Origin of the sequence: Megasphaera stantonii, from assembly GCF_025567065.1 — a bacterium.
GTDB lineage: Bacteria > Bacillota > Negativicutes > Veillonellales > Megasphaeraceae > Megasphaera > Megasphaera stantonii.
The window spans coordinates 20,315-42,149 of sequence record NZ_JAOQKD010000014.1 but is presented as its reverse complement, the minus strand read 5'-3'; the positions used below and the strand labels follow the sequence as shown (position 1 = coordinate 42,149).

The 21,835-nt window shown below is 55.4% G+C and carries 25 protein-coding genes; 3 read left to right on the top strand and 22 right to left on the bottom strand.

Features of this window, described 5'->3' with window-relative positions:
* Window positions 1-53: 53 nt before the first annotated feature.
* The 6 genes from OCV58_RS08285 to OCV58_RS08260 form a co-directional block, all read right to left on the bottom strand.
* Window positions 54-500, bottom strand: coding sequence for a GNAT family N-acetyltransferase (locus tag OCV58_RS08285; protein WP_107195378.1), 447 nt, complete (start codon window positions 498-500; stop codon window positions 54-56).
* A gap of 23 nt (window positions 501-523) precedes the next feature.
* Window positions 524-1,468: an alpha/beta hydrolase gene (locus OCV58_RS08280; protein WP_154877530.1), complete on the bottom strand. Its 945-nt coding sequence runs from the start codon at window positions 1,466-1,468 to the stop codon at window positions 524-526.
* Between the two features lie 12 nt (window positions 1,469-1,480).
* Entirely contained in the window at window positions 1,481-1,858 is a 378-nt protein-coding gene (dhaM, locus tag OCV58_RS08275) for a dihydroxyacetone kinase phosphoryl donor subunit DhaM (RefSeq protein ID WP_154877529.1), read from the bottom strand.
* 56 nt (window positions 1,859-1,914) lie between these two features.
* Entirely contained in the window at window positions 1,915-2,541 is a 627-nt protein-coding gene (dhaL, locus tag OCV58_RS08270) for a dihydroxyacetone kinase subunit DhaL (RefSeq protein WP_154877528.1), read from the bottom strand.
* Window positions 2,542-2,555: 14 nt separating this feature from the next.
* Window positions 2,556-3,545 carry a dihydroxyacetone kinase subunit DhaK gene (gene dhaK / locus OCV58_RS08265; RefSeq protein ID WP_154877527.1) on the bottom strand — a complete coding sequence of 330 codons (990 nt, stop codon included), beginning with the start codon at window positions 3,543-3,545 and terminating at the stop codon, window positions 2,556-2,558.
* A gap of 92 nt (window positions 3,546-3,637) precedes the next feature.
* Complete coding sequence (locus OCV58_RS08260) at window positions 3,638-4,300, bottom strand: TetR/AcrR family transcriptional regulator (protein WP_154877526.1); 663 nt, start codon at window positions 4,298-4,300, stop codon at window positions 3,638-3,640.
* Between the two features lie 158 nt (window positions 4,301-4,458).
* Between OCV58_RS08260 and OCV58_RS08255 the strand changes: the two genes are divergently transcribed.
* Complete coding sequence (locus OCV58_RS08255; RefSeq protein ID WP_154877525.1) at window positions 4,459-5,010, top strand: flavin reductase family protein; 552 nt, start codon at window positions 4,459-4,461, stop codon at window positions 5,008-5,010.
* Between the two features lie 32 nt (window positions 5,011-5,042).
* Complete coding sequence (locus OCV58_RS08250) at window positions 5,043-5,525, top strand: flavodoxin (RefSeq protein WP_267312850.1); 483 nt, start codon at window positions 5,043-5,045, stop codon at window positions 5,523-5,525.
* A 228-nt stretch (window positions 5,526-5,753) separates the two neighbouring features.
* On the opposite strand, the gene OCV58_RS08245 is transcribed toward OCV58_RS08250, so the two are convergent.
* Window positions 5,754-6,014 carry a hypothetical protein gene (locus OCV58_RS08245; RefSeq protein WP_087478388.1) on the bottom strand — a complete coding sequence of 87 codons (261 nt, stop codon included), beginning with the start codon at window positions 6,012-6,014 and terminating at the stop codon, window positions 5,754-5,756.
* A gap of 139 nt (window positions 6,015-6,153) precedes the next feature.
* Window positions 6,154-6,702, bottom strand: coding sequence for an Rpn family recombination-promoting nuclease/putative transposase (locus OCV58_RS08240; RefSeq protein WP_198643441.1), 549 nt, complete (start codon window positions 6,700-6,702; stop codon window positions 6,154-6,156).
* Window positions 6,703-6,836: 134 nt separating this feature from the next.
* Here OCV58_RS08240 and OCV58_RS08235 point away from each other — a divergent pair, with 134 nt between their 5' ends.
* Window positions 6,837-7,736 (top strand): LysR family transcriptional regulator, encoded by a 900-nt coding sequence (locus OCV58_RS08235; protein ID WP_154877524.1) that lies wholly within the window; start codon window positions 6,837-6,839, stop codon window positions 7,734-7,736.
* A gap of 74 nt (window positions 7,737-7,810) precedes the next feature.
* Here OCV58_RS08235 and OCV58_RS08230 read toward each other — a convergent pair whose 3' ends face one another.
* The 14 genes from OCV58_RS08230 to OCV58_RS08165 all read right to left on the bottom strand — a co-directional run bounded on the left by OCV58_RS08230 (window position 7,811) and on the right by OCV58_RS08165 (window position 21,419).
* On the bottom strand, window positions 7,811-8,767 hold the full coding sequence (locus OCV58_RS08230) for an MBL fold metallo-hydrolase (protein ID WP_154877523.1): 957 nt from the start codon (window positions 8,765-8,767) through the stop codon (window positions 7,811-7,813).
* Window positions 8,768-8,789: 22 nt separating this feature from the next.
* Window positions 8,790-9,974 carry an MFS transporter gene (locus OCV58_RS08225; protein ID WP_154877522.1) on the bottom strand — a complete coding sequence of 395 codons (1,185 nt, stop codon included), beginning with the start codon at window positions 9,972-9,974 and terminating at the stop codon, window positions 8,790-8,792.
* A 73-nt stretch (window positions 9,975-10,047) separates the two neighbouring features.
* A complete protein-coding gene (locus OCV58_RS08220) occupies window positions 10,048-11,157 on the bottom strand; it encodes an alpha/beta hydrolase (RefSeq protein WP_267312849.1) in 1,110 nt (369 codons plus the stop codon).
* Between the two features lie 332 nt (window positions 11,158-11,489).
* Entirely contained in the window at window positions 11,490-12,029 is a 540-nt protein-coding gene (gene pyrR, locus OCV58_RS08215) for a bifunctional pyr operon transcriptional regulator/uracil phosphoribosyltransferase PyrR (RefSeq protein ID WP_087478383.1), read from the bottom strand.
* Window positions 12,030-12,043: 14 nt separating this feature from the next.
* Window positions 12,044-12,961, bottom strand: a complete 918-nt coding sequence (locus tag OCV58_RS08210; protein ID WP_107195388.1) for an RluA family pseudouridine synthase — start codon at window positions 12,959-12,961, stop codon at window positions 12,044-12,046.
* Between the two features lie 14 nt (window positions 12,962-12,975).
* Window positions 12,976-13,410, bottom strand: coding sequence for a signal peptidase II (gene lspA / locus OCV58_RS08205; protein WP_087478381.1), 435 nt, complete (start codon window positions 13,408-13,410; stop codon window positions 12,976-12,978).
* Window positions 13,411-13,545: 135 nt separating this feature from the next.
* Window positions 13,546-13,710 (bottom strand): 4Fe-4S ferredoxin, encoded by a 165-nt coding sequence (locus OCV58_RS08200; RefSeq protein ID WP_087478406.1) that lies wholly within the window; start codon window positions 13,708-13,710, stop codon window positions 13,546-13,548.
* 610 nt (window positions 13,711-14,320) lie between these two features.
* Window positions 14,321-14,605, bottom strand: a complete 285-nt coding sequence (locus OCV58_RS08195; RefSeq protein ID WP_087478380.1) for a 4Fe-4S dicluster domain-containing protein — start codon at window positions 14,603-14,605, stop codon at window positions 14,321-14,323.
* A 1-nt stretch (window position 14,606) separates the two neighbouring features.
* Window positions 14,607-15,905 carry an FAD-dependent oxidoreductase gene (locus OCV58_RS08190; protein WP_154877521.1) on the bottom strand — a complete coding sequence of 433 codons (1,299 nt, stop codon included), beginning with the start codon at window positions 15,903-15,905 and terminating at the stop codon, window positions 14,607-14,609.
* 83 nt (window positions 15,906-15,988) lie between these two features.
* The gene (locus OCV58_RS08185; RefSeq protein WP_154877520.1) at window positions 15,989-16,699 is read right to left on the bottom strand and encodes a ubiquinone/menaquinone biosynthesis methyltransferase; all 711 of its coding nucleotides are present in this window, start codon (window positions 16,697-16,699) and stop codon (window positions 15,989-15,991) included.
* On the bottom strand, window positions 16,699-17,628 hold the full coding sequence (locus OCV58_RS08180; RefSeq protein WP_154877519.1) for a prenyltransferase: 930 nt from the start codon (window positions 17,626-17,628) through the stop codon (window positions 16,699-16,701). The genes OCV58_RS08185 and OCV58_RS08180 overlap by 1 nt, the downstream gene beginning before the upstream one ends.
* Complete coding sequence (locus OCV58_RS08175; protein ID WP_087478376.1) at window positions 17,628-18,653, bottom strand: polyprenyl synthetase family protein; 1,026 nt, start codon at window positions 18,651-18,653, stop codon at window positions 17,628-17,630. Before OCV58_RS08175 ends, OCV58_RS08180 begins: the two co-directional genes overlap by 1 nt.
* Before the next feature lie 36 nt (window positions 18,654-18,689).
* A complete protein-coding gene (gene ldhH, locus OCV58_RS08170) occupies window positions 18,690-20,858 on the bottom strand; it encodes an L-lactate dehydrogenase (quinone) large subunit LdhH (RefSeq protein ID WP_087478375.1) in 2,169 nt (722 codons plus the stop codon).
* Between the two features lie 15 nt (window positions 20,859-20,873).
* Complete coding sequence (locus OCV58_RS08165) at window positions 20,874-21,419, bottom strand: LutC/YkgG family protein (RefSeq protein ID WP_087478374.1); 546 nt, start codon at window positions 21,417-21,419, stop codon at window positions 20,874-20,876.
* Window positions 21,420-21,835 lie beyond the last annotated feature (416 nt).

Here is a 21,835-nt window from a genome sequence, read left to right as displayed (position 1 = left end):
ATAGCAGTCTTGTACGGTCTTCGCAAGGAGATTCTTACTTGCCCAGAGGCCGTTCATAGGTCCCGGCGGAGGTATATCATGTCGACGAGGCGCACGCCGCCTTCATAGATAGGATGGTCGTAGTGGTCTATGAAAAAATTTCTGACCCGGTGTGATTTTACAAATCCGCAGGCCTCATAAAAGGGTATCGTCAAGGGGCTGTCGCCGGTGCCGACCTGCAGCGTATGAAAGGCGCCCCGATAGCGCCGCCGGATATATTCGACGAAGGCTCGCCCGTATCCGCAGCGCTGCCACGGCGGGGCGACGGCCAGATTTTTAATCTCCAGCACGCCCTCTCCCTCGTCGGTCACGACGCAGACGGCGCGGACGCCGCCGTCTTCCATGACGTACAGGCGTCCGCGCTCCAAATAGGCGTCGATAGCCGACTCCTGCTCGTCTGCTATCAGCAGCAGGGGCAGGTATTTCTTTTTGTTATCCATTATTTCTTTGTATTCTATCATGCTGTGGTTTCCGCGACCTTTCGTTACTGCGTGTCCAAGAGAAATTCCGTGACGAGCTGCCGGTATTCCCTTCGGTTTGTAGAAATGCCGACGGCGTGGGGTGAGCCTTCGAAGACATGGACGTATTTCTCTGCACTGGCACAGTTTTCATAGAGGCTCCAGACCGTCTTTACCGGCACGAGGCGGTCCTCCTGCCCGTGGAGGAACAAGACGGGACAGCGTATCGACCGTACGGCGTGGGCCGGCTCGATGTCTGATAAAAACTTGCCCGTGTGATACCACATAGCGCCCTGGAAAAAAGGCATGAGGATATCGTATTCCCAGACGAGGCGGTCGTCTTTCGCCGCCGCCATGAGCTTTTCCCGTCCCAGGGACACGATGTTGCCGTAGGAGCTGTCGGCGACGACGAAGGCCGCGTCCCGTCCGGCGTCGCTGCCGGCGTACAAGAGCGCCATAGCCGCGCCCAGGGATACGCCGTGGAGGCCAACGGTCATCGATGCATCTTTTTCCTTCAGCCACTGTACCCATCGGCCAATGTCGTCGGCTTCCTGGACGCCCCATTTGGTCTGGCCGCCGCTTTCGCCGTGGCCGCGCTGGTCTACGAGGAGGACGTTGTAGCCTAGGTGGCGGTACATGCCGACGTAGGGCAGGCACATGGCCCGATTGTGATACAGGCCGTGCAGCAGGATTACCGTATGATGGGAGCCGCCCTGGTCTTCAATATATGTCCCCCGCAAGGGAACGCCGTCGCGGCCCGCCGTCTCCGCTTCCTGCCAGTCGAACCGTTCCTCGCCGGCGGCGATTCGCTCTACGTCGCAGGACATGTTTTCAATGCCGAAGATGACGTCCCACGGCGCAGAGGCAAACCGCTCGAAGGCCAGATTGCCGATATACAGTCCAGCGCCGAAGGCCAGCACGGCAGCCAGGCAGACCAGCGTGCAGAGACATTTGAATAAACGCCGTATCATAGTCTCCCGTCCTTACAGCTTGCGGTCCCGTCCGCCTTCGACCTTTTCCTGCATCTCGTCTATGGCCGTGCCGCCTTCTGCTTCGACGGCAGCAATGACGGCGCCTTCGACAAAGGGGCAGTCGAGAAGGACAACGCGCTTGTCGTCCAGGTCTTCGACGACCATCTCGGCCGTCATGACGGCGCTGCCCATGTCCATGATGACGACGACGCCGTCTTCCGAATATACCGACTCGACGGCGGCGCAAATTTTTTCAAAGCTCGTGCCGAGGCTCCCGTCTTCCATGCCGCCGGCCGCGGCGACAGGAGCCGCCGGTGCCATCATCTTCGCCAGCTCGGCCGCGCCTTCCGCCGCCTTTTGGCTGTGCGATACCAATACGATGCCTACCATGTTTTTTTCCTCCTTCACAGGTAAGGCCGGCAATACGCCGGCCCGTTGTTCGATCCTTATTCGTCTATGTGCTCCGCCATGGTCCGCAGCATGTACCACGACGACGTCGCTCCCGGGTCCTGATGGCCCAGGCTGCGCTCGCCGAGGTAACTGGCCCGGCCTTTGGTAGCGATGATCGTCTTCGTATAGGCCACGCCCTGTTCGGCGGCCGCCGCGCCGTCCTGCAGGGCTTCTTTCAGCGATTTGCCGCTTTCTACGGCTGCCTTGACCGCCCGCAGGGCCGGGCATAAGGCGTCGAGCATGGTCTTTTCGCCTTCCGTCGCCTTGCCGCGCATCTTGATGCCTTCGACGGCTGCTTCCATGGCCGCGGCGAAGGCCGGCCCGTCCAGCTCGGTCATCCCCTTGCAGGCCATGCCGGCCTTCATGAACGCCGTGCCGTACAGGGGGCCCGACGCGCCGCCGACCGTCGATACGAGCTGCATGCCCACGCCTTTAAGAAGGGTGCCGATGTCCGTATTGGCCCAAGTCGGCAGCTTTTGTTCTACGGCGGCAAAGCCGCGGGCCAGGTTGATGCCGTGGTCGCCGTCGCCGATTTCATTATCGAGCTGCGTCAGGAATTCTTTATTTTCTTCTATGGTTTTTGCAATGGCCGCTATGACTTCGGCTAATTTCTGCGTATTCAATCGCCTGTCCCTCCTTATTTCTTCCAAGCCAGCGTATCGGCTTTGGCGTCGTAGAGCTTCTTCATTTCTTCGTCCAGCCGCAGCAGCGTCAGGGAGAAGCCGGCCATTTCGATAGACGTCATGTAGTTGCCGACCATCGTGTCGTAGACGCGGACGCCTTTTTCCTTCAGGTAATCCTGCACGAAGTTGTTGACGATGTACAGCTCCATGAGAGGCGTGCCGCCCATGCCGTTGACCAGGACGACGACGTCGCTGCCGCTATAATCCAAATCGGCGAGGATATTGTCGAGAAGCGTTTTCGCAATGGAATCAGCCGTGCCCAGGGCTTCGCGGTGCGTGCCCGGTTCGCCGTGGATGCCGATGCCGATTTCCATTTCCGTATCGGACAGCTCAAAGCCCGGCTTGCCTGCCGCCGGTACCGTGCAGGGCTCGATAGCCATGCCCATGGAGCGGACGTTGGCAATGACCTTTTCCGCCGCGGCCTTGACTTCTTCCAGGCTCGCGCCTTCGGCGGCCTTAGCCCCGGCGATTTTGTGCACGAAAATCGTGCCGGCTACGCCGCGCCGTCCCGTCGTGTATAGGCTGTCCTTGACGGCTACGTCGTCGTTGACGACGACATAATCGGCCTTGATTCCTTCGTCGGCAGCCATTTCAATAGCCATTTCAAAATTCATGACGTCGCCGGTATAGTTTTTGACGATGCACAGTACGCCTTTATCCGTCGCGACGGCCTTGATGCCTTCCAGCACTTGGTCCGGCGTCGGCGACGTAAAGACCGTACCGGCTACGGCGCAGTCCAGCATGCCTTCGCCGACGTAGCCGCCGTGGGCCGGTTCGTGGCCGCTGCCGCCGCCGCTGACCAGGGCGACCTTGTCTTCCTGCTTCGGCTCCCGCACGACAATCGTCCCGTAGTCGAGCTTGCGCAGCTTCTGCGGCGCCGCCTTGACTAATCCCAGGATCATTTCCTCTTCTACGTTTGCCACGTCGTTTATGATTTTTTTCATCGCGTCTTCCTCTCCTTTTCCATAAAAAATAAATGATGCCTGTCATTTGACTTTAGTATAGCAACATTTCAGAGAAATCACAATATATGCCTTCATCCCCGCGGTTGCTTCCGGCCTGCGCCGTAATAGTCCAAGTTCATGGCGATAAACCGCTTCATATTGTCCTGAAAGTCGACGGGCTCGACGGCGATGCCGGCCCGCTCCAAGGCCTGCCGCAGCAGGGGATTGTCGCAGCACATGCTGCATATGCCGACGGCGTGGAAATATACGGCCAGGATGCATTCGCAGGCCTCTTTCGTTTCGATTCCCAAATTTTGCGACAGTACGTCGGCCAGCTGTCCGGCCTTGTCAAAATACAGGGCTTTGAATTCTGCCAGCCTGTTGACGGATACATTGGTCTCGATAATGGATGACAAAATATCGCCGTAGCGCAGGTAGTCCCGATGAGCCGACAGGATACCGGCCCATACCTCGGCGTATACGCCCACGGCGTAACCGCATCCCCGCGGAAAGGCTGCCAGCAGGGCGTCCATATAGGCGCTCATCTTTTCGCCGCACAAGACCAGGAAAATGTCTTCCTTGCTGGTCACGTATTTATACAAATTAGCCCGGGTCCACGACAGCTCGGCGGCGATGGTCGTCAGCGTGATTTCATGATAGGGCTTGGCGGAAAACAGCCGATCGGCAGCCCGTTTCACTTCTTCCATGCGCGCTTCCTTCTGTTCGGCGCTCCGCGCTCTGACAAATTCCGACATATAGCCCTCCTCGTACGTAATCCTTCATGATATAACTCCATTATAGCCCATGAGGCTATACATTGACAAGAATCATCGCGTATGCTATTATTTTATTAAGTTACGTTATGTTATTTATTTATTAATTACTATACAGTGCGTTTTTACAGGAGGAATCCATGAAAAAGAATATCGGCGCCTTTCCCGCCTTGTATCCGACGCCCCTTACCCTGGTCGGCGCTATGGTCGATGGCAAGCCGAGCTGGATGACCGTCGCCCACGTCGGCATCATCGGTCACGACCGCATCCTCATCAGCTGCGCGAAGATTCACTATACCAACAAAGGTATCCGCCGGCACGGCGTCGTCTCGGTCAGCCTCGTCGACGAAGCCATGCTGCCTAAAGCTGACTGCGCCGGCAGCGTCAGCGGCCATCGGGAAGACAAATCGAGGCTGTTCGACTGGACCGTCGGCGAAACGGGCGCGCCTATTCCGACGGCATCGCCCCTCACGCTGGAATGCCGCGTCGTCGACAATTACGAAACGGAAACCTTCGACAATTTCATCCTGGAAATCCAGGCCGTCCTGGCGGAAGAAGGCGTCCTGACAGCCGACGGCAAGCCGGACTACGAAAAAATCGCGCCGGTCCTGTTTGAATTTCCGACGTACACCTATCTCCGCACGGGCAAGCGCCTCGGAAAATGCCTTTCCTTCGCCGGAACGAAAAGATAAGATTCTATATATTTCATGACAAGGAGGATTTTATGATGAACAAACCCTTAGTAGCGTATTTTTCCGCCAGCGGCACGACGGCCAAAGCAGCGGCCGTATTAGCCCAGGCAACCAAAGCCGATATCTATGAAATCGTGCCGGAAACGCCGTACACCCCGGCCGACTTAGACTGGACCGACCGCAGCAGCCGCACGACAAAAGAAAAGAACGATCCCTCCTTCCGCCCGGCCATAGGCGGCAAATCCCTCGACGTCAGCCCTTACGACACCATTTATCTCGGCTTCCCTATCTGGTGGTACACGGCCCCGTCAATCATCAAGACCTTTTTGGAAAGCCACGATTTTTCCGGCAAGACGATCGTACTCTTCGCTACGTCCGGCGGCAGCGACCTCGGCAGCACAGCCAAAGACCTGCAGCCGTCCTGTCCCGGTGCGACGATTAAGTCGGGCAAGCTCCTCAACGGCCGCCAAACCGTCGAAAGCGCGACGAAATGGCTGAACAGCTTTAAAGAATAGAATATTCCCGCATAAAAAACACACGAGTCCGATGGCCCTGTCCTAAAGGTGCCATCGGACTCGTGTATTTTTACATAGTAACGAATAGGATGTCGTACTGTCGCCTTTCCATCTACGTATCGCAAAAACGCCTGCAGGTCCGGGCCCAGCGGTTTGCCGTTAGTTTCGCAAAAACGAGTTCCTATCTTATGACATAAGGCGTCCACTCTCGCAGACGCCTTATACAGATTATAACAAATGATTCTTTTTCCCTAATTCCATGATATATTCTACCGAGGTTTGCGCACACTCTGCAATACTTTCTACGGAAAATCCCTTCCGCAGCATAGCCAATATCATCATGGTTTCTTTCTTTTTCTCGCCCGTTTTTTCACCTTCGGCAAAGCTCGCCAGCTCGCGCCGTTTGGTTTCCATTGCGTACGTCATATATTCTCGCCTCGTTTCCTTATGTTCCTTCACCCTCATGACTTCATCTTCTACGGCTTTCATAAATCTCCCCTCCGCCGCCTTTCCGTCTACGTATCTCAAAAACGCCCGTATGTCCGCCAGCATCTCACTGTCGTCTTCGCAAAATCGAGAGCCTATCTTGCGAAATAAGACACCTGCTCCCGCAGATGCCTTAGTCAGACTACAATAAACAATTCTTTTTCCCTAATTCCGTAACATAGTCTGCCGATACACGCGCGCACTCAGCAACCTTACCGTCGACGTAACGCAAGAACGCTCGTATATCCGGGTCCAGAGCTTTGTCGTCGCCTTTACAGTTTAAAAATAGTTTTGTTCCTTCGTCTCCCAGTTCTATAGCTTCCTTTTCGATGCAGTGATTCCGAAAGGTATAGACGGGCAGGCCGTCGCCAAAAGCGTCGAAGGTGCAAATGAAGATAATGTACGACGGATTTAAGCAGTCGTAATCTTCGCCTGTCTCTAATATTTCCATATCAATCATGGCCTGATAATATCGCGTCCGCTTGGTCAGGCCACCGTTCGGTTCGTTTTCGCACTGCATTTCAATATCGAATACTCGTCCCGTATCATCTTTAACATATACGTCAAGACGGACGCTCTTGCTGTCCAATCGGATATCTATCGTTTTTTCCACATCTGGATAGGTAATGTCGGCGATTTTGATGTTTAAAATTTTTTCGATTAAATATTGACACAATCGTTTATTTCTCATTACTTTTCTTACTTGTAGTATATCAAACATCCGTACGTTTCGACAATATACCGGGCTATAACAAAACGGAAATGAAGGCTCCGCTGCATCTCGTATGATATAATACAGATAGATATTATAAAGGAGCTGAGGTCATGGAAATCCGCGTACTTCGATATTTTCTTACAGTAGTGCAGGAAGGCAGCATCACCCAGGCGGCAAAGGCCCTGCACGTCACGCAGCCGACCTTGTCGCGGCAGCTCATGGAGCTGGAAGAGGAATTGGGGCAGCAGCTGTTTATCCGCGGCAGCCGCCGCATCAGCCTGACCGAAGAGGGACTTCTCCTGCGCCAGCGGGCCGAAGAAATCCTCAGCCTCATCGACAAGACGACGACGGAGTTTTCCGCTATGGACGACGCCTCAATCCGCGGCGAAGTGCGCATCGGCTGCGGCGAAGGCGAGCCCATTCGCTTTATCGCCCGCACACTGACGGCGATGCAGCGTTCCTATCCTTTTATCCAACCCCATTTCTATAGCGGCAACGCACCCGACGTGCTGGACAAGCTGGATAAGGGTCTGACGGATTTCGCCGTCGTCTTCGGCCCCCTCGATCTGACGCAATATCATTACCTGCGCCTGCCTGGAATACACCGCTGGGGTCTGCTCATGCGTAAGGACAGTCCCCTCAGCCAAAAGGCTGTCATAGAGCCGCAGGATCTCCTTTCCATCCCCTTGATTTACTCGGCCCAGGCTTGGGAGCACAACGAATTTTCCGGCTGGCTCGGCGTGCCCGTCGAGCAGCTTCATATCGTCGCCATATACAACCTCTTTTATAACGCATCCCTGCTGGTTCAGGAAGGGCTGGGCTATGCCACCTCCTTCGACAATCTCGCCCCAACCGGTCCGGACAGCCCGCTGTGCCATCGCCCCTTCCATCCGCCCCTCCAGGCGATCCCGTACTTGCTTTGGAAAAAATCGCACCGCTTTTCCAAAGCCAGCCGCATCTTCCTGGAGCGTATCCGCAAAGATTTAACGGCCATCTCATTAGACACGTAATATCAAACAACAGCAAATCCTCCCTATGTCTTATCATCAGGACACAGGGAGGATTCTTTATATTATCAGAAAAATTATGGCTTTGTGTCCGGGACGACGACGTAGCCGCCGTCCTTATCCTTGCGGACTTTGCCGATTTGCGGGAAGTGCATGCCTGCAATCAGGCGATCTGTCCGGCTCAGTTCTGACAAAACGCGTTCCCGCGTCTGCGCAGCCAATGCGGGATCAACGTCGTAAACGCTGCAATACTCGGTATGGCGCATCTGAATGGGCGCAACGTGAATCATATCGCCGACAATAGTCAGCCCCTTATTGCCGGACGTAACGTCATAGCACGTATGGCCCATAGTGTGGCCGTTGGCGTTGCGGGCCGTAATCCCCGGCAGGATTTCTTCGTCATAGTCAAATAAGGCAATACGGCCTTCATAAGCTTTTGCCACCTTTCGTGCCAGAGTAATGTATTCCGCTTCCCTGTCGGCGCCTTGGACAATCCAACGGTCATATTCCTTCGCGGCAATATGGAGCACAGCGTTGGGATAAACGGCCTTACCGCCGTGAAGCAGGCCGGAAATATGGTCTACGTCCATATGGGTGAGCAAAATATCTGTTACGTCGTCCGCAGATACGCCGTATTTCGCCAAGTAGTCCACTGTCCTGCCGTCTACGCCGCTTTCCGTGCCCCAGCCGCCGTCGACAAGGACCCGTCTATCTCCCGTTTGAATCAAATAGGTACGGGTAATCGTATGGAACTGCCCCTTCGGCATGAGGGCCATGCGGTCCGGGTACTGAGATAGGTCGGGAAAAATACTGCTTTCTAAAGTCAATGGGCTTTCATCAAAGGCATAGACAGTAATATCATTCAAGACGACTTCCTGGGCCGGCCCAAGGTCGGCATACTGCTGTACGACGGCCGCCGGCTTTGCCGGAACCGTCTGTGGAGCCGCCAGCACGGACGGCATCATCATCGCGGCTATGGCCGCAGCGAACACGGCTTTCGACAGAGTACGCCGCGTAATAAAATGCAAATTCATATCTATTCCTCCTTATAAAATATCATGAAACCTGAGCTATCGTTTCTTCTTTGCCAGAGCGGTGAAAAGCAAGCGACCGCAGCCGCAGGAACACGACGCTGACGGCGGCAAAGGCCGCGCCGCCCAGGAGAACCGCCGCCGTCCCCCACTGGGCAATGCACCAGCCGCAGAGGGCCGACGCGGCCATGGTACCGGCGTTGGCTGACGTGAGGAAGATGCCGCTGGCAAATTCCTTTGCTTCCGGCGCAGTCTGGGTGAGGATGTACTGCTGCGTGCTGGCGTTGACGCCGCCGACGAATCCCCAGGCCACGACGAGGACGGCCATGACAGCCGCCGTCGCGCCGCCCAGCCATACCAAGGCGTACAGCGCCAGCAGAACCCAGGGAAAAGCCTGCACGGTCAGCCCCTCGTTCCAGCGGATAAGCCGCCCCGACAGGAAGCTGCCTGCGCTGTTGGATAGGCCGTAAACGAATAAAAACAGGCTCACAGCACCGCCGGACAAGGCCGTCACGACTCCCAAGTATTCGGCCAAATAGGTAAACACGCCGAATAAGGCGCCGTTCATGAAGACGATGGCAAAAATCGACATCCACACGGCAGGACGGCGCAGGATGCCGATTTGCTCGCCGTAGGTCCGTTTTGGGCCGGCCGGCATGGACGGAATGCAAAACAGTGTCGCTGCAAAAGCCGCCGCTGTGACAGCCGTGAAGAAGGCGAAGGCCGCCTGCAGCGATACGGCGTCGGCCAGAAAGTTGCTGACGGGCACGCCGAGGACCATGCCGGCAGCTACGCCGACCATGACCTTGCCGACGGCATCGGGGGCATATTCCTGCGGCACCGCTTCTGCCGCGGCCGAAAAAGCCAGGGCGCAGTACACGGGATGGAAAAAGGCCGGAATGACCCGGGCCGCCAAGAGAACAACAAAACTGTCCGTCACGGCCGATATGACGTTGCCGGCGATAAAGACGGCCAGCACGAAGAGCATCGCCTTTTTCCGCTCAAATCGCGACATGAGCAATGGCATGACCGGCCCCGACACGGCGACGATGAGGGCAAACAAGCTGACCAACGCCCCCGCTTCGGAAATAGATACGCCGAAATACGCTGATACGTACGGCAGAAGGCCGATAACCCCCATTTCCGTATTTAAAATGCCGAACACGCCGACGGCTAAAATAAAGATAAACAACCGATGTCCTTTCATCATGGCCTCCTATGGGCGGAACAGACGGCGGCGCCGCCGCGTCCGCTATGGACTGCCGCAGCGCCTGCCGTTTTCCTTAGTTCTTTAAATATTGATTGAAAAACTGGGTCAGCTTGCCAAAGGGAATGACGTCGGTCCTGTCATACAAATCGACATGGCCTGCATTGGGGACGATGTACAGCTCCTTCGGTTCGCTCGCCAAACGATACGCGTCTTCGCTGAATTCACGGGAATGGGCGTTGGCTCCGGCGATGAACAGCATGGGCCGCGGCGAAATCAAATCCAAGTCGTTGAAGGGATAGAAATTCATGAACTTCACGTTTGTCGTCAGCGTCGGGTGGGTCGTGTGAGCCGGGTCTTCGCCGGGCGTCGTATACGAGCCGCGGGACGTGCGGTAGTAATCGTAGAATTCGCGCTGAATCGGGTCCGTATCCTCCGTCAGCTCGTGGGTCGTGCCGCTCGTATATTGTCGTTCGCCGCCTTCAAATTCGACATAGCGCTGCTGGGCCGCCTGGGCGATGATCGCCTTACGCTGCTCCAGCGACACGGAATGATGGAGGCCGTGGCGGTTGGCATCGCCCATATTATACATGCTGACCGTTGCGATAGCCTTGAGGCGCGGGTCGATTTTCGCCGCGCTGATGGCGAAGCTGCCACTGCCGCAGATGCCGATGACACCCATGTTGTCCCGGTCTACGAAATCGCGGGTGCCGAGGTAGTCGGCGGCGGCGCTGAAGGCTTCGGCATAGGTATCGGGATTGACGCTGTTGCGCGGCATCCCTTCGCTTTCACCCCAGTAGGGCAGGTCGATAGCCAATGTCACATAGCCCTGTTCAGCCATTTTCTGGGCGTACAGGCTGGCGCTCTGCTCCTTCACGGCTCCCATAGGATGGCCGACGATAATGGCCGGCAGCTTCTGTCCGGCTTTCAGCGTCTTAGGAACGAAGAGATTTCCGGCGACCTTCATATCGTATATATCGGTAAACGTCACGGTTTTGCCGTCCACCTTGTCGCTGACGTAGAAATTATCGGCTCCGCGGGACATATCGCCGGGCGGCAGGGTCGCATCGGCTATCAAACGCGGCGCGTGTTCCGCTATATCGGCCGCGGCGGCCAGCCCGCCGAATCCTAAAACGGATAGGCCTAACAAGGCCATGATAATATAGTTTCTGCTTCGTCCTTTCATAGGAATACCTCCTCCGATGTTCTGCTTCAAAAGTCCTTCTCTTGATAGCTCAAGTATATACTACAGGATGAGCAATAACAAATACTTAGAAAAAATGCCAATCCATGTTTTAAAAGCATGGATTGGCATATAAAAAAAACGGCAGCTCCCCTATAGAGCAGCTGCCGCCGCGCCATTACCGCAGGTATTTTGCGTACAGCATATACACGATAAAGGCGACGAGAGGGACGACGACGATTCCTACTAATTGACCTACCATAGTATCACTTCCTTAGAACGTACACGGTAAGGAGGCTGCGAAGCGTCCTATATCTCTTGTTATATATAGTATATCAGATTTGTTCCCGCAGGACGACCTGTTCCTGCCCGTCTACTTCGCGCAGCTGGACGGAAATGTCCTCGCGCCGCGACGTCGGCACGTTTTTCCCCACGTAATCGGCGCGGATCGGCAGCTCGCGGTGCCCCCTGTCGACGAGGACGGCCAGCTCGATGTAGCGGGGCCGGCCCAGCTCCATGATGGCATTCAGGGCCGAGCGGACCGTCCGTCCCGTAAAGAGGACGTCGTCGACTAAAATGACCGTCTTGCCGTCGGCGTCGAAGCGGGTCTGCCCTTTGGCGACCATGTTGATGGACGTCTTTTTGGCGTCGTCGCGATAGGCGGAAATATCCAGGTCATAGACCGGTACGGCCAGGCCTTCAATAGCCGACAGCTCCGCTGCCAGCCGTTTGGCCAGCGGTACGCCCCGGGTATGAATGCCGACGAGAACCGTATTGTCCAGCCCTTTGTTCCGTTCGATGATTTCGTGGGCAATGCGGCGAATCGCCCGGCCCATGGCTTTCTCATCCATGAGCAGATTTTTTTCTTTCCACATCGTACACACCTCGCTTATCTGTGCTGTTCGGCACGGTGCAGGCACGCTGCAAAATCGTCGGGCATAGGCGCTTCGAAGTGCATGGCCTCGCCCGTGACGGGATGGACCAGGTCCAGGCAATGGGAATGAAGGGCCTGCCCCTCAATAGGAAAATCATCTTTTTTATAGCCGTACAAGGGATCGTTGACGACGGGATGGCCGATGTAGGCCATATGGACGCGGATCTGGTGGGTCCGTCCCGTCTCCAGCTTGCATTCAATCCAGGTGTACTCGCCGTAGCGCTTGAGGACGCGGAAATGGGTCACGGCTTCGCGGCCGCCCTTAAAGGTGACGGCCATCTTGATCCGGTCCTTGGGATGGCGGCCGATGGGGCCGTCGACGATGCCCTTTTCTTCGGCAATGTTGCCGTGGACGAGGGCCCAATAGGTACGGCGGGCCGAATGGGCTTTGATCTGCGCGGCCAGTCCCTTATGAGCTTCGTCGTTTTTCGCAGCCACCATGACGCCCGACGTATCCTTGTCCAGGCGGTGGACGATGCCCGGGCGTATGACGCCGTTGATGCCGGACAGCTCGCCGCGGCAGTGGTACAGCAGGGCGTTGACCAGCGTGCCGTCGGGATTTCCCGCCGCCGGATGGACGACCATGCCCCGGGCCTTATTGACGACGATGATGTCCTTGTCTTCGTATACGATATTCAGGGGGATATCTTCCGGCACGGCCTGCAGCTCTGCCGGCTGCTCCATCGTCACGGCTACTTCGTCCCCTTCGCTCAGGCGGCGGTTGCTCTTGGCCGCCTTGCCGTTGACCAGCACATCGCCCGTTTCGACAAGCTGCTGGGCGAAGCTGCGGGATATATCCATCGTCTTGGCCATATAGACGTCCAGCCGCGTATCGGCCCATTCTTCCGTTACGGTTACTCGTATTTCATCCATATTGGTATCCTCGCTTACTCAGAAATATGTGTCCAGCTGTACCACAGCAGCAGGCATACGCCGACGACGATGCCGATATCGGCGATGTTGAACACTGGCCAGATGCGGAAATCGAAAAAGTCGACGACAGCTCCGTGCAGAAAGCGGTCCAAGGCGTTGCCGAAGGCGCCTCCCAGGAGCATGCCCGCGCCGGCCTGCACCGCCCGATGCTCCGGCAGCTTCTTGCGAAATACAGCGTACAATACAAACAATAGTATTGCCATAATCAGAAAAAGCCAGCGTTGATTTTCTAAGATACCAAACGCCGCGCCTCTGTTTAAAATATATGTAATATGAAAAAATCCCGGAATGACCGGAATCGATTCATGAAGCGTCATTCCTTGCTGAATCAGCCATTTGCTTCCCTGGTCCAACGCAATGATTACCAGGGCGATATACCATACCTGCACCCAAAACCTCCTATGTGCACATCTTTCCGTACGATATCGTACAGTGATTCTATCCTATCATATTGACCGGCAAAATTCAAATAAAAAAGGAGACATATACATGTCTCCTTTTTTATCTTATAGTCGGGGGTGCTATTATTCAGCAGAGATAGCACCAGTCGGACATACGGATTCGCAAGAACCGCAATCGATGCAAGCGTCAGTGATAACGTACTTCGTTTCGCCTTCTTCGATAGCACCAGTCGGGCAAGCGCCTGCGCAGGAACCGCATTTTACGCATTCGTCAGAAATTACATGCATGTTTTTCACCTCCAGACTCATGTCGTTCGGGGAACTAGTCCCTTGTTCTTTCTCATTATTGCACGAATAGTTGAAAATGTCAATGACCCCGCATCGGGCAAAAAAAGTATTTTCAGCCATGTCCCAAACCATTCTCCCTCAGATATACAGGCACAGTCTGCCTTCTCTCTCCTGGGCTGCCCTAAATGCTCCAAACCGCCCGCAGCAGCTCAGAATGAATATCGTTCATTATCAGCATGAAAGATAAACGTTTTACGTTTCTGCTGCCATATACAGCAAAAGAGCCGGCGAGGGGGGCCGGCTCTTTCTAAGTGTAAGATACTATCGGGGGAAGATAATATCTTAGCTTTGCTGAAGACATAAGATAGGGGTGTTCGAGGGGTATATGAACAACTTATATCTTCAACTCGTCGTAGATGATCTGTTCTACACTTATTATAATAGCAGGTTACGGCCAAAAGTAAATTAAATTTAGATTAAAATTCGATTAAATTTTTACCATATATGCTCATACAGCATCGCTTTTTATGGGCTGCAGCATAAGCTCATACATGGAAAAAGCGGAAAGACAGCGCGTACGCCGCCCTTCCGCCTTTATGCAGGCCGTATATTAACCGTGATGATATTCTACGCCCATGGCGCCCTTCGGATGATTCCAGCTCTTGACGCCCTTGCCGCCGGAAATGACGCGGCACGTGCCGCATTCCAGGCAGCCTTCATGATTGAAGACCAATTTGCCGTCCGTGTATTTGTACAATTCAGCCGGACAAGCCATGACCAAGCGTTTGATTTCCGCTTCATCCTGATAATCTTCGTTGATTTCGATGTGGGATTCGTGTTCGTCCGTCACGAATTTAACTACGCCGAGTTTATCGTCTACGCTCATTTTTGCCATCTTACATCGCCTCCCAAGCTTTTTTGCCAAGATCAAAGAGTCCGTTCAAGCCGCCGTTGTTAGCCAAGACAGTCAAGGCGATCATCGGCAGGGCAACAGGCGCGCCGCCGTCTACTTTGTAGACCATGCCGGCAAATTCGTCGGCCATCTTCGGAACGTCGTTGAAGATGATGTGGTCTTCCAAGAGGCCCGGCAAGTTCTGATACTGTTTCATGAGCTTCATGATGAAGCTTTCGTCGAGGAGCTTCTTGTAGTACGACAGGCTTTCGGCCGAGAAGTCTTCTCTCGCTTTAGCCCGGACGACGGCTTCGCCGGCCAGACGACCCGATTCAATAGCCAGGTCCATGCCGCGGACCGTGTAGCCCAGGTTGACGACCATAGCGGCTGCGTCGCCGGCTACGATTACGCCGTCCCGTACGAGTTCCGGCATCATCTTGAGGCCGCCTTCCGTAACGAGGTGAGCCGAATATTCCGTCAGCTTGCCGCCTTTGATAAAGGGAGCGATGGACGGATGATTCTTCATGCGTTCTACCATGTCGGGGACGCTGACGTCTACGCGGCCGATGTCGCTGATCGTCGTAACGATGCCCAGGGACAAGCTGTCTTTATTGGTGTAGATGAAGCCGCCGCCGAGGTTGCCGCCTGTCGGGTCGCCGGCGATCATCCAGGCCGCGCCTTCGTCGCCCTGGAGGCCGAAGCGTTCGTTAATGACGTCTTCGCCGAGATAAATGACTTCTTTTACTCCTACGGCTACGTCCTTCGGGTCCAGTTCCTGTTTCATGCCCAGCTGCTGTGCCAGCAGGGAGTTTACGCCGTCGGCCAATACGATGACGTCGGCGTCGAATTCTTCGTCGCCGCAGACGACGCCCGTCGCCTTGCCGTTTTCATCGACGAGGACCTTGTCTACGCGGAAGCCTTCGAGAAGCATGACGCCGGCTTCTTCCGCTTTTTCAGCCATCCATTTGTCGAATTTGGAGCGGAGTACGGAATAGGACGGATATTTCAGGTTCTGCAGCTTATCGGAATTGTACTGGAAGCTCAAGGCGCCGCCTTCCGTCATGAGGGACAGGCGTTCCTGGGTAATCTTGCGTTCGATGGGAGCTTCTTCGGCAAAGTTCGGAATCAGGCGTTCCAGGCTGTGACCGTAAATACGGCCGCCGCTGGAGTTCTTAGAGCCGCAGAATTTGCCGCGTTCAATCAACATAACGTCGAGTCCGGCTTTTGCCATAGTCAGGGCTGCCGCCGAACCGGCCAAGCCACCGCCAACAACGATAGCATCAAATTTTTCTTCACTACTCATGTTCTTACCCTCCTTAACCGTGCGGCTCCGGTGCGTCGGCTCCGCCGGTTTATGTATGTAAACGTATAGTATTTCCTGTTCGTTCAGATGTATCGGGGTTTCTGCCCGCTGTGCAGCGCGCAGGTTCCAAAGAGATGGCTGTCAGCGCGGACCTTCTCCAGGCCGACGGCGGCAAAGAGGGCCGTCAGCTCACGCTTGCGGAGAAAGTCCCGCGTAGACTGCCACAACCACCGGTATTCCCTGCGATGGCGGAAGCCACCGCCCAATAGAGGCATGACGCCGCGGAAATACAGGTCGTAAAAGGGTCGAATCAACGGCGAGTCAGGTACAAAGGAATCGAGACAGTATACCCAGCCGCCGGGGCGAACGACGCGGGTCATTTCCGTCAGGACCGCGCCGTAATCAGGCGTGTTGCGAAGGCCGAAGGATATGGCCGCCGCCGAAAACGTATCGTCTCCAAAGGGAAGGGCCATGGCGTCGCCTTCCCGCCAGGTCAGGTTTTCCAAGGCCGCGCCCTTATGGCGGGCCACGTCCAGCATGGCCGGCGAGAAATCAAGACCCGTAACGGCTGCGTCAGGCCGCCTCCTTGCTACGGCTACGGCAATATCGCCCGTACCGCAGCAGACGTCCAGCACGGCGCCGCCGTCCGGTACCTGCGAGGCTACAGCCTCGACGAGGCCCCGCTTCCACGATTGCTCCAGCCCCAGGCTGATGCGGCGGTTCGCGCCGTCGTAGGTCTGGGAAATGCCCTGGAAGATGCCGTACACGCGCCTGCGTTTTTCCATCGAATCCATCAGACCGTCCTCCCTGCCAGCACGGCCAGGGCCGCGCCGATCAAATACGCGCCGTTTCCCAGCACGTTGGCCATGGCGATGCACTTCATCTGCCGCACCCGCTCCTGCGGAATCAACGGCGATGTCAGCAAGAAGGCAAAGACCTTCCGGCCCGTCAAGGCCGTGAGAGCCGGCACGACGAGGCCTGAGAGGCCGCCGTACCAGACGGGAATGACGAGGAGGCTCACGATCCAGCAGACGACGGCCGCCCGGTACAGCCTTACGGCCTTTGGCCTTCCCACTATGACGGGAAGGGTCTTGCGCCGGGCCTGCCTGTCCTTTTCGATATCGCTGATATTATTGGTCATCATGACCAGGCCGATTCCGATGATGAAGGGAATGGCTAGTATCAGAGCCAGGCCATCGACAACGCCGTGTACGGCTGCCGCTACTCCCAGCGGAATGAGGCCGCCCATGACGCCGCCGGAGACGAGTTCGCCTACGGGCAGGTAGGATAAGGGCGTCTTGCCGCCTGAATAGGCCAGGACGACGAGGCCGCCGACAAGGCCGATGCACCAGGGCGCAGGGCCTGCGCCGACGATGACCGGCAGCGCCAGCAGGGCCGCCGCGGCCAGATAGGCGAGGCCTAAATACAGAGCCTGCTTCGGCGCAATGTCCTCGTATACCAATACGGCGTCGTGGACTTCGACGAAGTCGTCCGTCGTGTCCGTTCCCTTTACGAAATCGAAATAATCGTTCAGCGTATTGACCGACGACTGCATGAGGATACACGCCCCCAGCAGGAGAACGGCCTGGAGCCACGATAGGTCGTAGCCGGCCAGCAGGCAGTACAGCTCGCCGAAGACAGCCGGATAGACTGCCGCTACCCACGAATGGGGATTGGCCAGCCGGACGGCAGCCGTCACGGACATGGCCTGTCGTCCCGCCATTACACCGCCCCCAGCTTGCTGACGAGCTTGCGCAGGAGAGGCGCCGCGTCACACGGCGGCAGGAACGCCAGCAGTTCTTCTGCCCGGCGCTGGTAGCGGCGGATATACTTCCACGCTTCCTCCATGCCGCCGAATTCCGCTACAATGCGTTCCATCGTCCGAATATCTGCGGCCGTCAGCGTGCCGGCTGCGCTGCGCTCCATGTAGGGCGTCAATGCAGCCCGGCCGCCGGGCCGTTCCAAGGCGATGAGGACGGGCAGCGTGTAGATGCCTTCGCGGAAATCCTGATGAACGGTCTTGCCGTTCAGCGCCTTGTCGTCCGTAAAGTCCAGGAGGTCGTCCCGTAGCTGGAACATGTATCCCAGGCATTCGCCGAAGGATTCCAGTATGCCGGCGTGCTGTTCGCTGCAGCCGCTTTCCATTGCGCCGATGCGGCAGCAGGCCATGAACAGGGCCACGGTCTTGCCGTGGATGTTGCGCAGGTACTCGTCAATCGTCACCGTATCCTTGTACCGGCACATAGCCTGGCCGATTTCGCCGCTGCACATTTCCTCTACCGTCTTCGACAGGACCATGCCGGCCCGGTTCAAGCCCTCCTTCATGAGGTGATAGCTGATGCGGCTCATGAGGAAATCTCCAGCGTAGACGGCGGCGTTTTTTCCGTACCGGCTCTGGATGGACGGCTTGCCCCGTCGGAAAGGAGCGTCGTCGACGACATCATCGTGAATCAGCGAAGCCAAATGCGTCATTTCGACGATAGCCGCCAGCTTATACAGCGTTTCCTGCGCGTCGCCGCGTTTGGGGCCGTACTCCGAGGCCATCATCAACAGGCGGGGCCGTATCATCTTTCCTTCTGACGCCGTCGCGTCGGTAAGTACCGCGCCGGTCGGCGTTCCGGCAAAGGTATGGGCCGTAAAGGCCTGTATATAGTTCTTTATCTTCTCTATTTGCTCATCACTGACGTTGGCAAAATACTTCGGCATAAATTTCCGAACGCTGTTTTCTAATAATGTCTGTTTTATCATCGCCGTTCCAATACACCTTTCCGGCCGTGTTAGGAGTTACTGTTTTTCTCTCTTTTCTACGAGAATCTGGGCCGTATGTTTTACCTGGATGTTGTTCAGGCCGCGCGCGTCGAGACCGCCTTTGATCTGGAGCAGGCAGCCCGGGCAGTCGACAGCCACGGTGTCGGCGCCGGTAGCCACGATGTTGTCGATCTTTTCTTCGAGCATCGGAGCGGACATTTCAGGGAATTTAATCGAGTAGGAGCCGCCGAAGCCGCAGCATTTATCGCAGTTGTTCATTTCTACGATTTCTACGCCCTTCGTGCCTTCCAGGAGTTCGCGCTGTTCTTTATATACGCCCATGTAGCGTTTCATATGGCACGAATCGTGATACGTAACCTTCATGGGAACGCCATCGCCGTTGTCCGGGAGACCGCCGAGCATGTGGAGCAGCTTGGAGAAGTCGTAAGACTTGTCGCTCAGTTCGGAAGCCTTCTTGTACATTTCCGGATCGTCCTTGAACATTTCCTTGTAATCGCGCAGAGCGTGCGTGCAGGTCGGGCAGGCCGATACGATGTAGTCGTATTTTTCCGCTTCCATAGCTTCGATATTGAGCGCTGCTTCTTTCTTAGCGTTTTCAGCGTCGCCCATGTACGTCGCCGGAGCGCCGCAGCAGGACTGGCCGAGAGGCATTTCTACGACGTAGCCGGCCATGTTGAGGGCTTTGACGACGGCCGTCGCGATGTCTACGTATACGAAATCGAGGAGGCAGCCCGTGAAGATGGCAATCTTGCCCTTCGGATTGGGAACGTCCTGTTTGATCGTCGGCAGTACGTCGCGGAACGGCTGCGGAGCGATGCTCGGCAGGCTGCGGCCCGACGTCAGGCCAGACAGGAACATCGGCATATGGCGAATCATCGGCTGGCCTTTGGTAATCGCGCCCTGAGCGACCGATGCGATGCGCAGCATGGAATGGAACAGATGGCGGTCGGCGACCGTGTCGAGGCAGAACTTATGAATCGGGTTGAGGCCGTCTTCCTGAGCGTACTTCGTGCGCAGCTTCAAGATCATGCCGGCGATGTCGAGTTTGCCGCCGCAGACGGTGTTGCACGTGCCGCACTGGAGACAGATATTCTGAATTTCTTTACCGCGTTCACGGCTGTTGAGGAAGGCCGTGAGCAGCGTGCCGATACCGCCGGTGTAGATGCTGCCGCCGTATACGTGGCCGCCGACGAGGCGGAAGGCCGGACATACGTTGAGGCAGGCTGCGCAGCGGATGCAGCAGAAAATGTCCTTGTAATCGGGATCGTTCATGATCTTGCGGCGTTCCGGCGTATCGAGGATGATGATGTGGAAGCTCTTCTTCTGCTTCGTATCGTTTTCCGGATCCGTTACGACATCCGTCGCGCCCGTGTAGAAGGACAGGTACGTCGTCAGGTTCTGGGCCGTGCCGTTGCGGGGCAGGACCTTGAAGATATAGCGGACATCGCTCATCTTGGCGACGAATTTTTCAATGCCGAAGATGTACATGTGGCTGGCCGGCAAGGTGCCTACCATACGGCCGTTGCCTTCGTTGCTCATGGTGATGACCGTGCCCGTTTCGGCGACGGCGGCGTTGGCGCCGGATACGCCCATTTCAGCGGTCAGGAATTTTTCACGCATGACGCGGCGGGCCGTTTTAACTTCCTTGGAAATATCGGGAACTTCTTTTTCCTTCGTATAGGACGTAAACAGGTCGGCTACGTCTTCCTTGGAGTAGTGAATGGCGGGCATTACCATGTGGGACGGCGTGTCGCCGGCGATGGCGTTGATGAATTCGCCCAAGTCCGTTTCCTGCGCGTGAATGCCTGCGGCTTCAAAGCCCGGGTTGAAGTGGATTTCTTCCGATGCCATGGATTTCGATTTGACGACGAGTTTGACGTTCTGTTCTTTTGCTACCTTCAACGCGTAGTCGAAGGCTTCCTGCGGCGAATGGGCGCGGAATACGACGGCGCCGTTGGCCGTAGCGTTCTTTTCGAATTCGTCGAGCAGTTCGTCGATGTGGTCGCGGGCGTAGGATTTTACTTCGTGCACCTTTTCCCGCAGGGCTTCAAAGTCGTATCCTTTGTAAACGCGTTCGCGGTTGCCGGGATACGCAGTCGTAAAGTTTTTCAGCGCTTTCTGCAAAGGCGCGTTGTCCATTGCGCGCTCGATTTCTTGTTTCAACAAATCCATTTCAGTTGACATGTGTCATTCCCTCCTTTACTCATCTTCCACAACAATGACGGCATACTGGCGCGGTCCGTGGACGCCGACCGTGCTGACGCATTCGATGTCGGCCGTACGGCTCGGGCCCGTAATGATGCCGGCAAATTTCGGGAATGGCTTCGTTTCGGCCATAATGTCGATCATGGAATCGAAATCGTCGACGATCTTCGACAACTTGATAATGCCGACATATACGTCCGCTACGATTTCTACGATACGGTCGTCAATATCATCCTTCATTTGGACGAGGGAGCCCAGGTTGGCGACGCCGTAATCGGCTTCCGTTACGCCGCCTTTGTCATAGGGAGCGTTTTTGCGGAAGTGATCCGTGTCGGTCTTAATGCCTGCCGCCTTCAAGGCGTCGGCTGCGCCGGCTTCTTTCAGGAGCGGCGTTTCGACCAGAGCGACATCCTTTACATCCTTTTCCTGGAAAATCTTGACAAGAGTTGCTGCTACGTCGGCTTTTTTAGCCAAATAGCATTCCCCAGCGACGCTGGTTAATCCTTTTTGGAACGTTTCGTACAATTCTGCTTTTTCCATGTTCACACCTCTTTACGTCAAATATAAAATTTAAATGAATGCATGGCATACTATTAAAGTATTAATATAAGTATAGCATTTTATACAATTTATGCAACGAGTCTGACGCAAAGTCGCAATATATTTTGTGAAACGATACTCGCAAATCCATGCTTTATAGTCATATTTGCATATATGACATAGCAATACACTTGACAAGTTTATATTACTTAAATTAATACCTCTGTAGTATAATATTCGCTATTTCACTAGGTTTTATCAGGTATTTTGCATGCCGCTATGTCTTTTTATCATGACTTTTTCAGCATTTTACTATGATTAAAAATTATTATTTATAAGGTTAATCCCGCACGTTTTTCCAACAAAGCTCCTTCCATGTTCCACTTTGACTATTCGTATTTATAGTATTAATTTTC

Excerpts from the sequence above, each read along its gene's own strand:
- OCV58_RS08190 (WP_154877521.1), bottom strand. The coding sequence starts at position 15,905 with ATGAGTAGTGAAGAAAAATTTGATGCTATCGTTGTTGGCGGTGGCTTG.
- dhaK (WP_154877527.1), bottom strand. The coding sequence starts at position 3,545 with ATGAAAAAAATCATAAACGACGTGGCAAACGTAGAAGAGGAAATGATC.
- OCV58_RS08240 (WP_198643441.1), bottom strand. The coding sequence starts at position 6,702 with ATGAGAAATAAACGATTGTGTCAATATTTAATCGAAAAAATTTTAAAC.
- OCV58_RS08280 (WP_154877530.1), bottom strand. The coding sequence starts at position 1,468 with ATGATACGGCGTTTATTCAAATGTCTCTGCACGCTGGTCTGCCTGGCT.
- OCV58_RS08235 (WP_154877524.1), top strand. The coding sequence starts at position 6,837 with ATGGAAATCCGCGTACTTCGATATTTTCTTACAGTAGTGCAGGAAGGC.
- dhaM (WP_154877529.1), bottom strand. The coding sequence starts at position 1,858 with ATGGTAGGCATCGTATTGGTATCGCACAGCCAAAAGGCGGCGGAAGGC.
- OCV58_RS08165 (WP_087478374.1), bottom strand. The coding sequence starts at position 21,419 with ATGGAAAAAGCAGAATTGTACGAAACGTTCCAAAAAGGATTAACCAGC.
- OCV58_RS08185 (WP_154877520.1), bottom strand. The coding sequence starts at position 16,699 with ATGGATTCGATGGAAAAACGCAGGCGCGTGTACGGCATCTTCCAGGGC.
- OCV58_RS08175 (WP_087478376.1), bottom strand. The coding sequence starts at position 18,653 with ATGATAAAACAGACATTATTAGAAAACAGCGTTCGGAAATTTATGCCG.
- OCV58_RS08210 (WP_107195388.1), bottom strand. The coding sequence starts at position 12,961 with ATGGATGAAATACGAGTAACCGTAACGGAAGAATGGGCCGATACGCGG.
- OCV58_RS08285 (WP_107195378.1), bottom strand. The coding sequence starts at position 500 with ATGATAGAATACAAAGAAATAATGGATAACAAAAAGAAATACCTGCCC.
- OCV58_RS08245 (WP_087478388.1), bottom strand. The coding sequence starts at position 6,014 with ATGAAAGCCGTAGAAGATGAAGTCATGAGGGTGAAGGAACATAAGGAA.
- OCV58_RS08195 (WP_087478380.1), bottom strand. The coding sequence starts at position 14,605 with ATGGCAAAAATGAGCGTAGACGATAAACTCGGCGTAGTTAAATTCGTG.
- OCV58_RS08255 (WP_154877525.1), top strand. The coding sequence starts at position 4,459 with ATGAAAAAGAATATCGGCGCCTTTCCCGCCTTGTATCCGACGCCCCTT.
- OCV58_RS08200 (WP_087478406.1), bottom strand. The coding sequence starts at position 13,710 with ATGCATGTAATTTCTGACGAATGCGTAAAATGCGGTTCCTGCGCAGGC.
- pyrR (WP_087478383.1), bottom strand. The coding sequence starts at position 12,029 with ATGTGGAAAGAAAAAAATCTGCTCATGGATGAGAAAGCCATGGGCCGG.
- OCV58_RS08225 (WP_154877522.1), bottom strand. The coding sequence starts at position 9,974 with ATGATGAAAGGACATCGGTTGTTTATCTTTATTTTAGCCGTCGGCGTG.
- OCV58_RS08260 (WP_154877526.1), bottom strand. The coding sequence starts at position 4,300 with ATGTCGGAATTTGTCAGAGCGCGGAGCGCCGAACAGAAGGAAGCGCGC.
- ldhH (WP_087478375.1), bottom strand. The coding sequence starts at position 20,858 with ATGTCAACTGAAATGGATTTGTTGAAACAAGAAATCGAGCGCGCAATG.
- OCV58_RS08180 (WP_154877519.1), bottom strand. The coding sequence starts at position 17,628 with ATGGCGGGACGACAGGCCATGTCCGTGACGGCTGCCGTCCGGCTGGCC.
- OCV58_RS08230 (WP_154877523.1), bottom strand. The coding sequence starts at position 8,767 with ATGAATTTGCATTTTATTACGCGGCGTACTCTGTCGAAAGCCGTGTTC.
- OCV58_RS08220 (WP_267312849.1), bottom strand. The coding sequence starts at position 11,157 with ATGAAAGGACGAAGCAGAAACTATATTATCATGGCCTTGTTAGGCCTA.
- OCV58_RS08250 (WP_267312850.1), top strand. The coding sequence starts at position 5,043 with ATGATGAACAAACCCTTAGTAGCGTATTTTTCCGCCAGCGGCACGACG.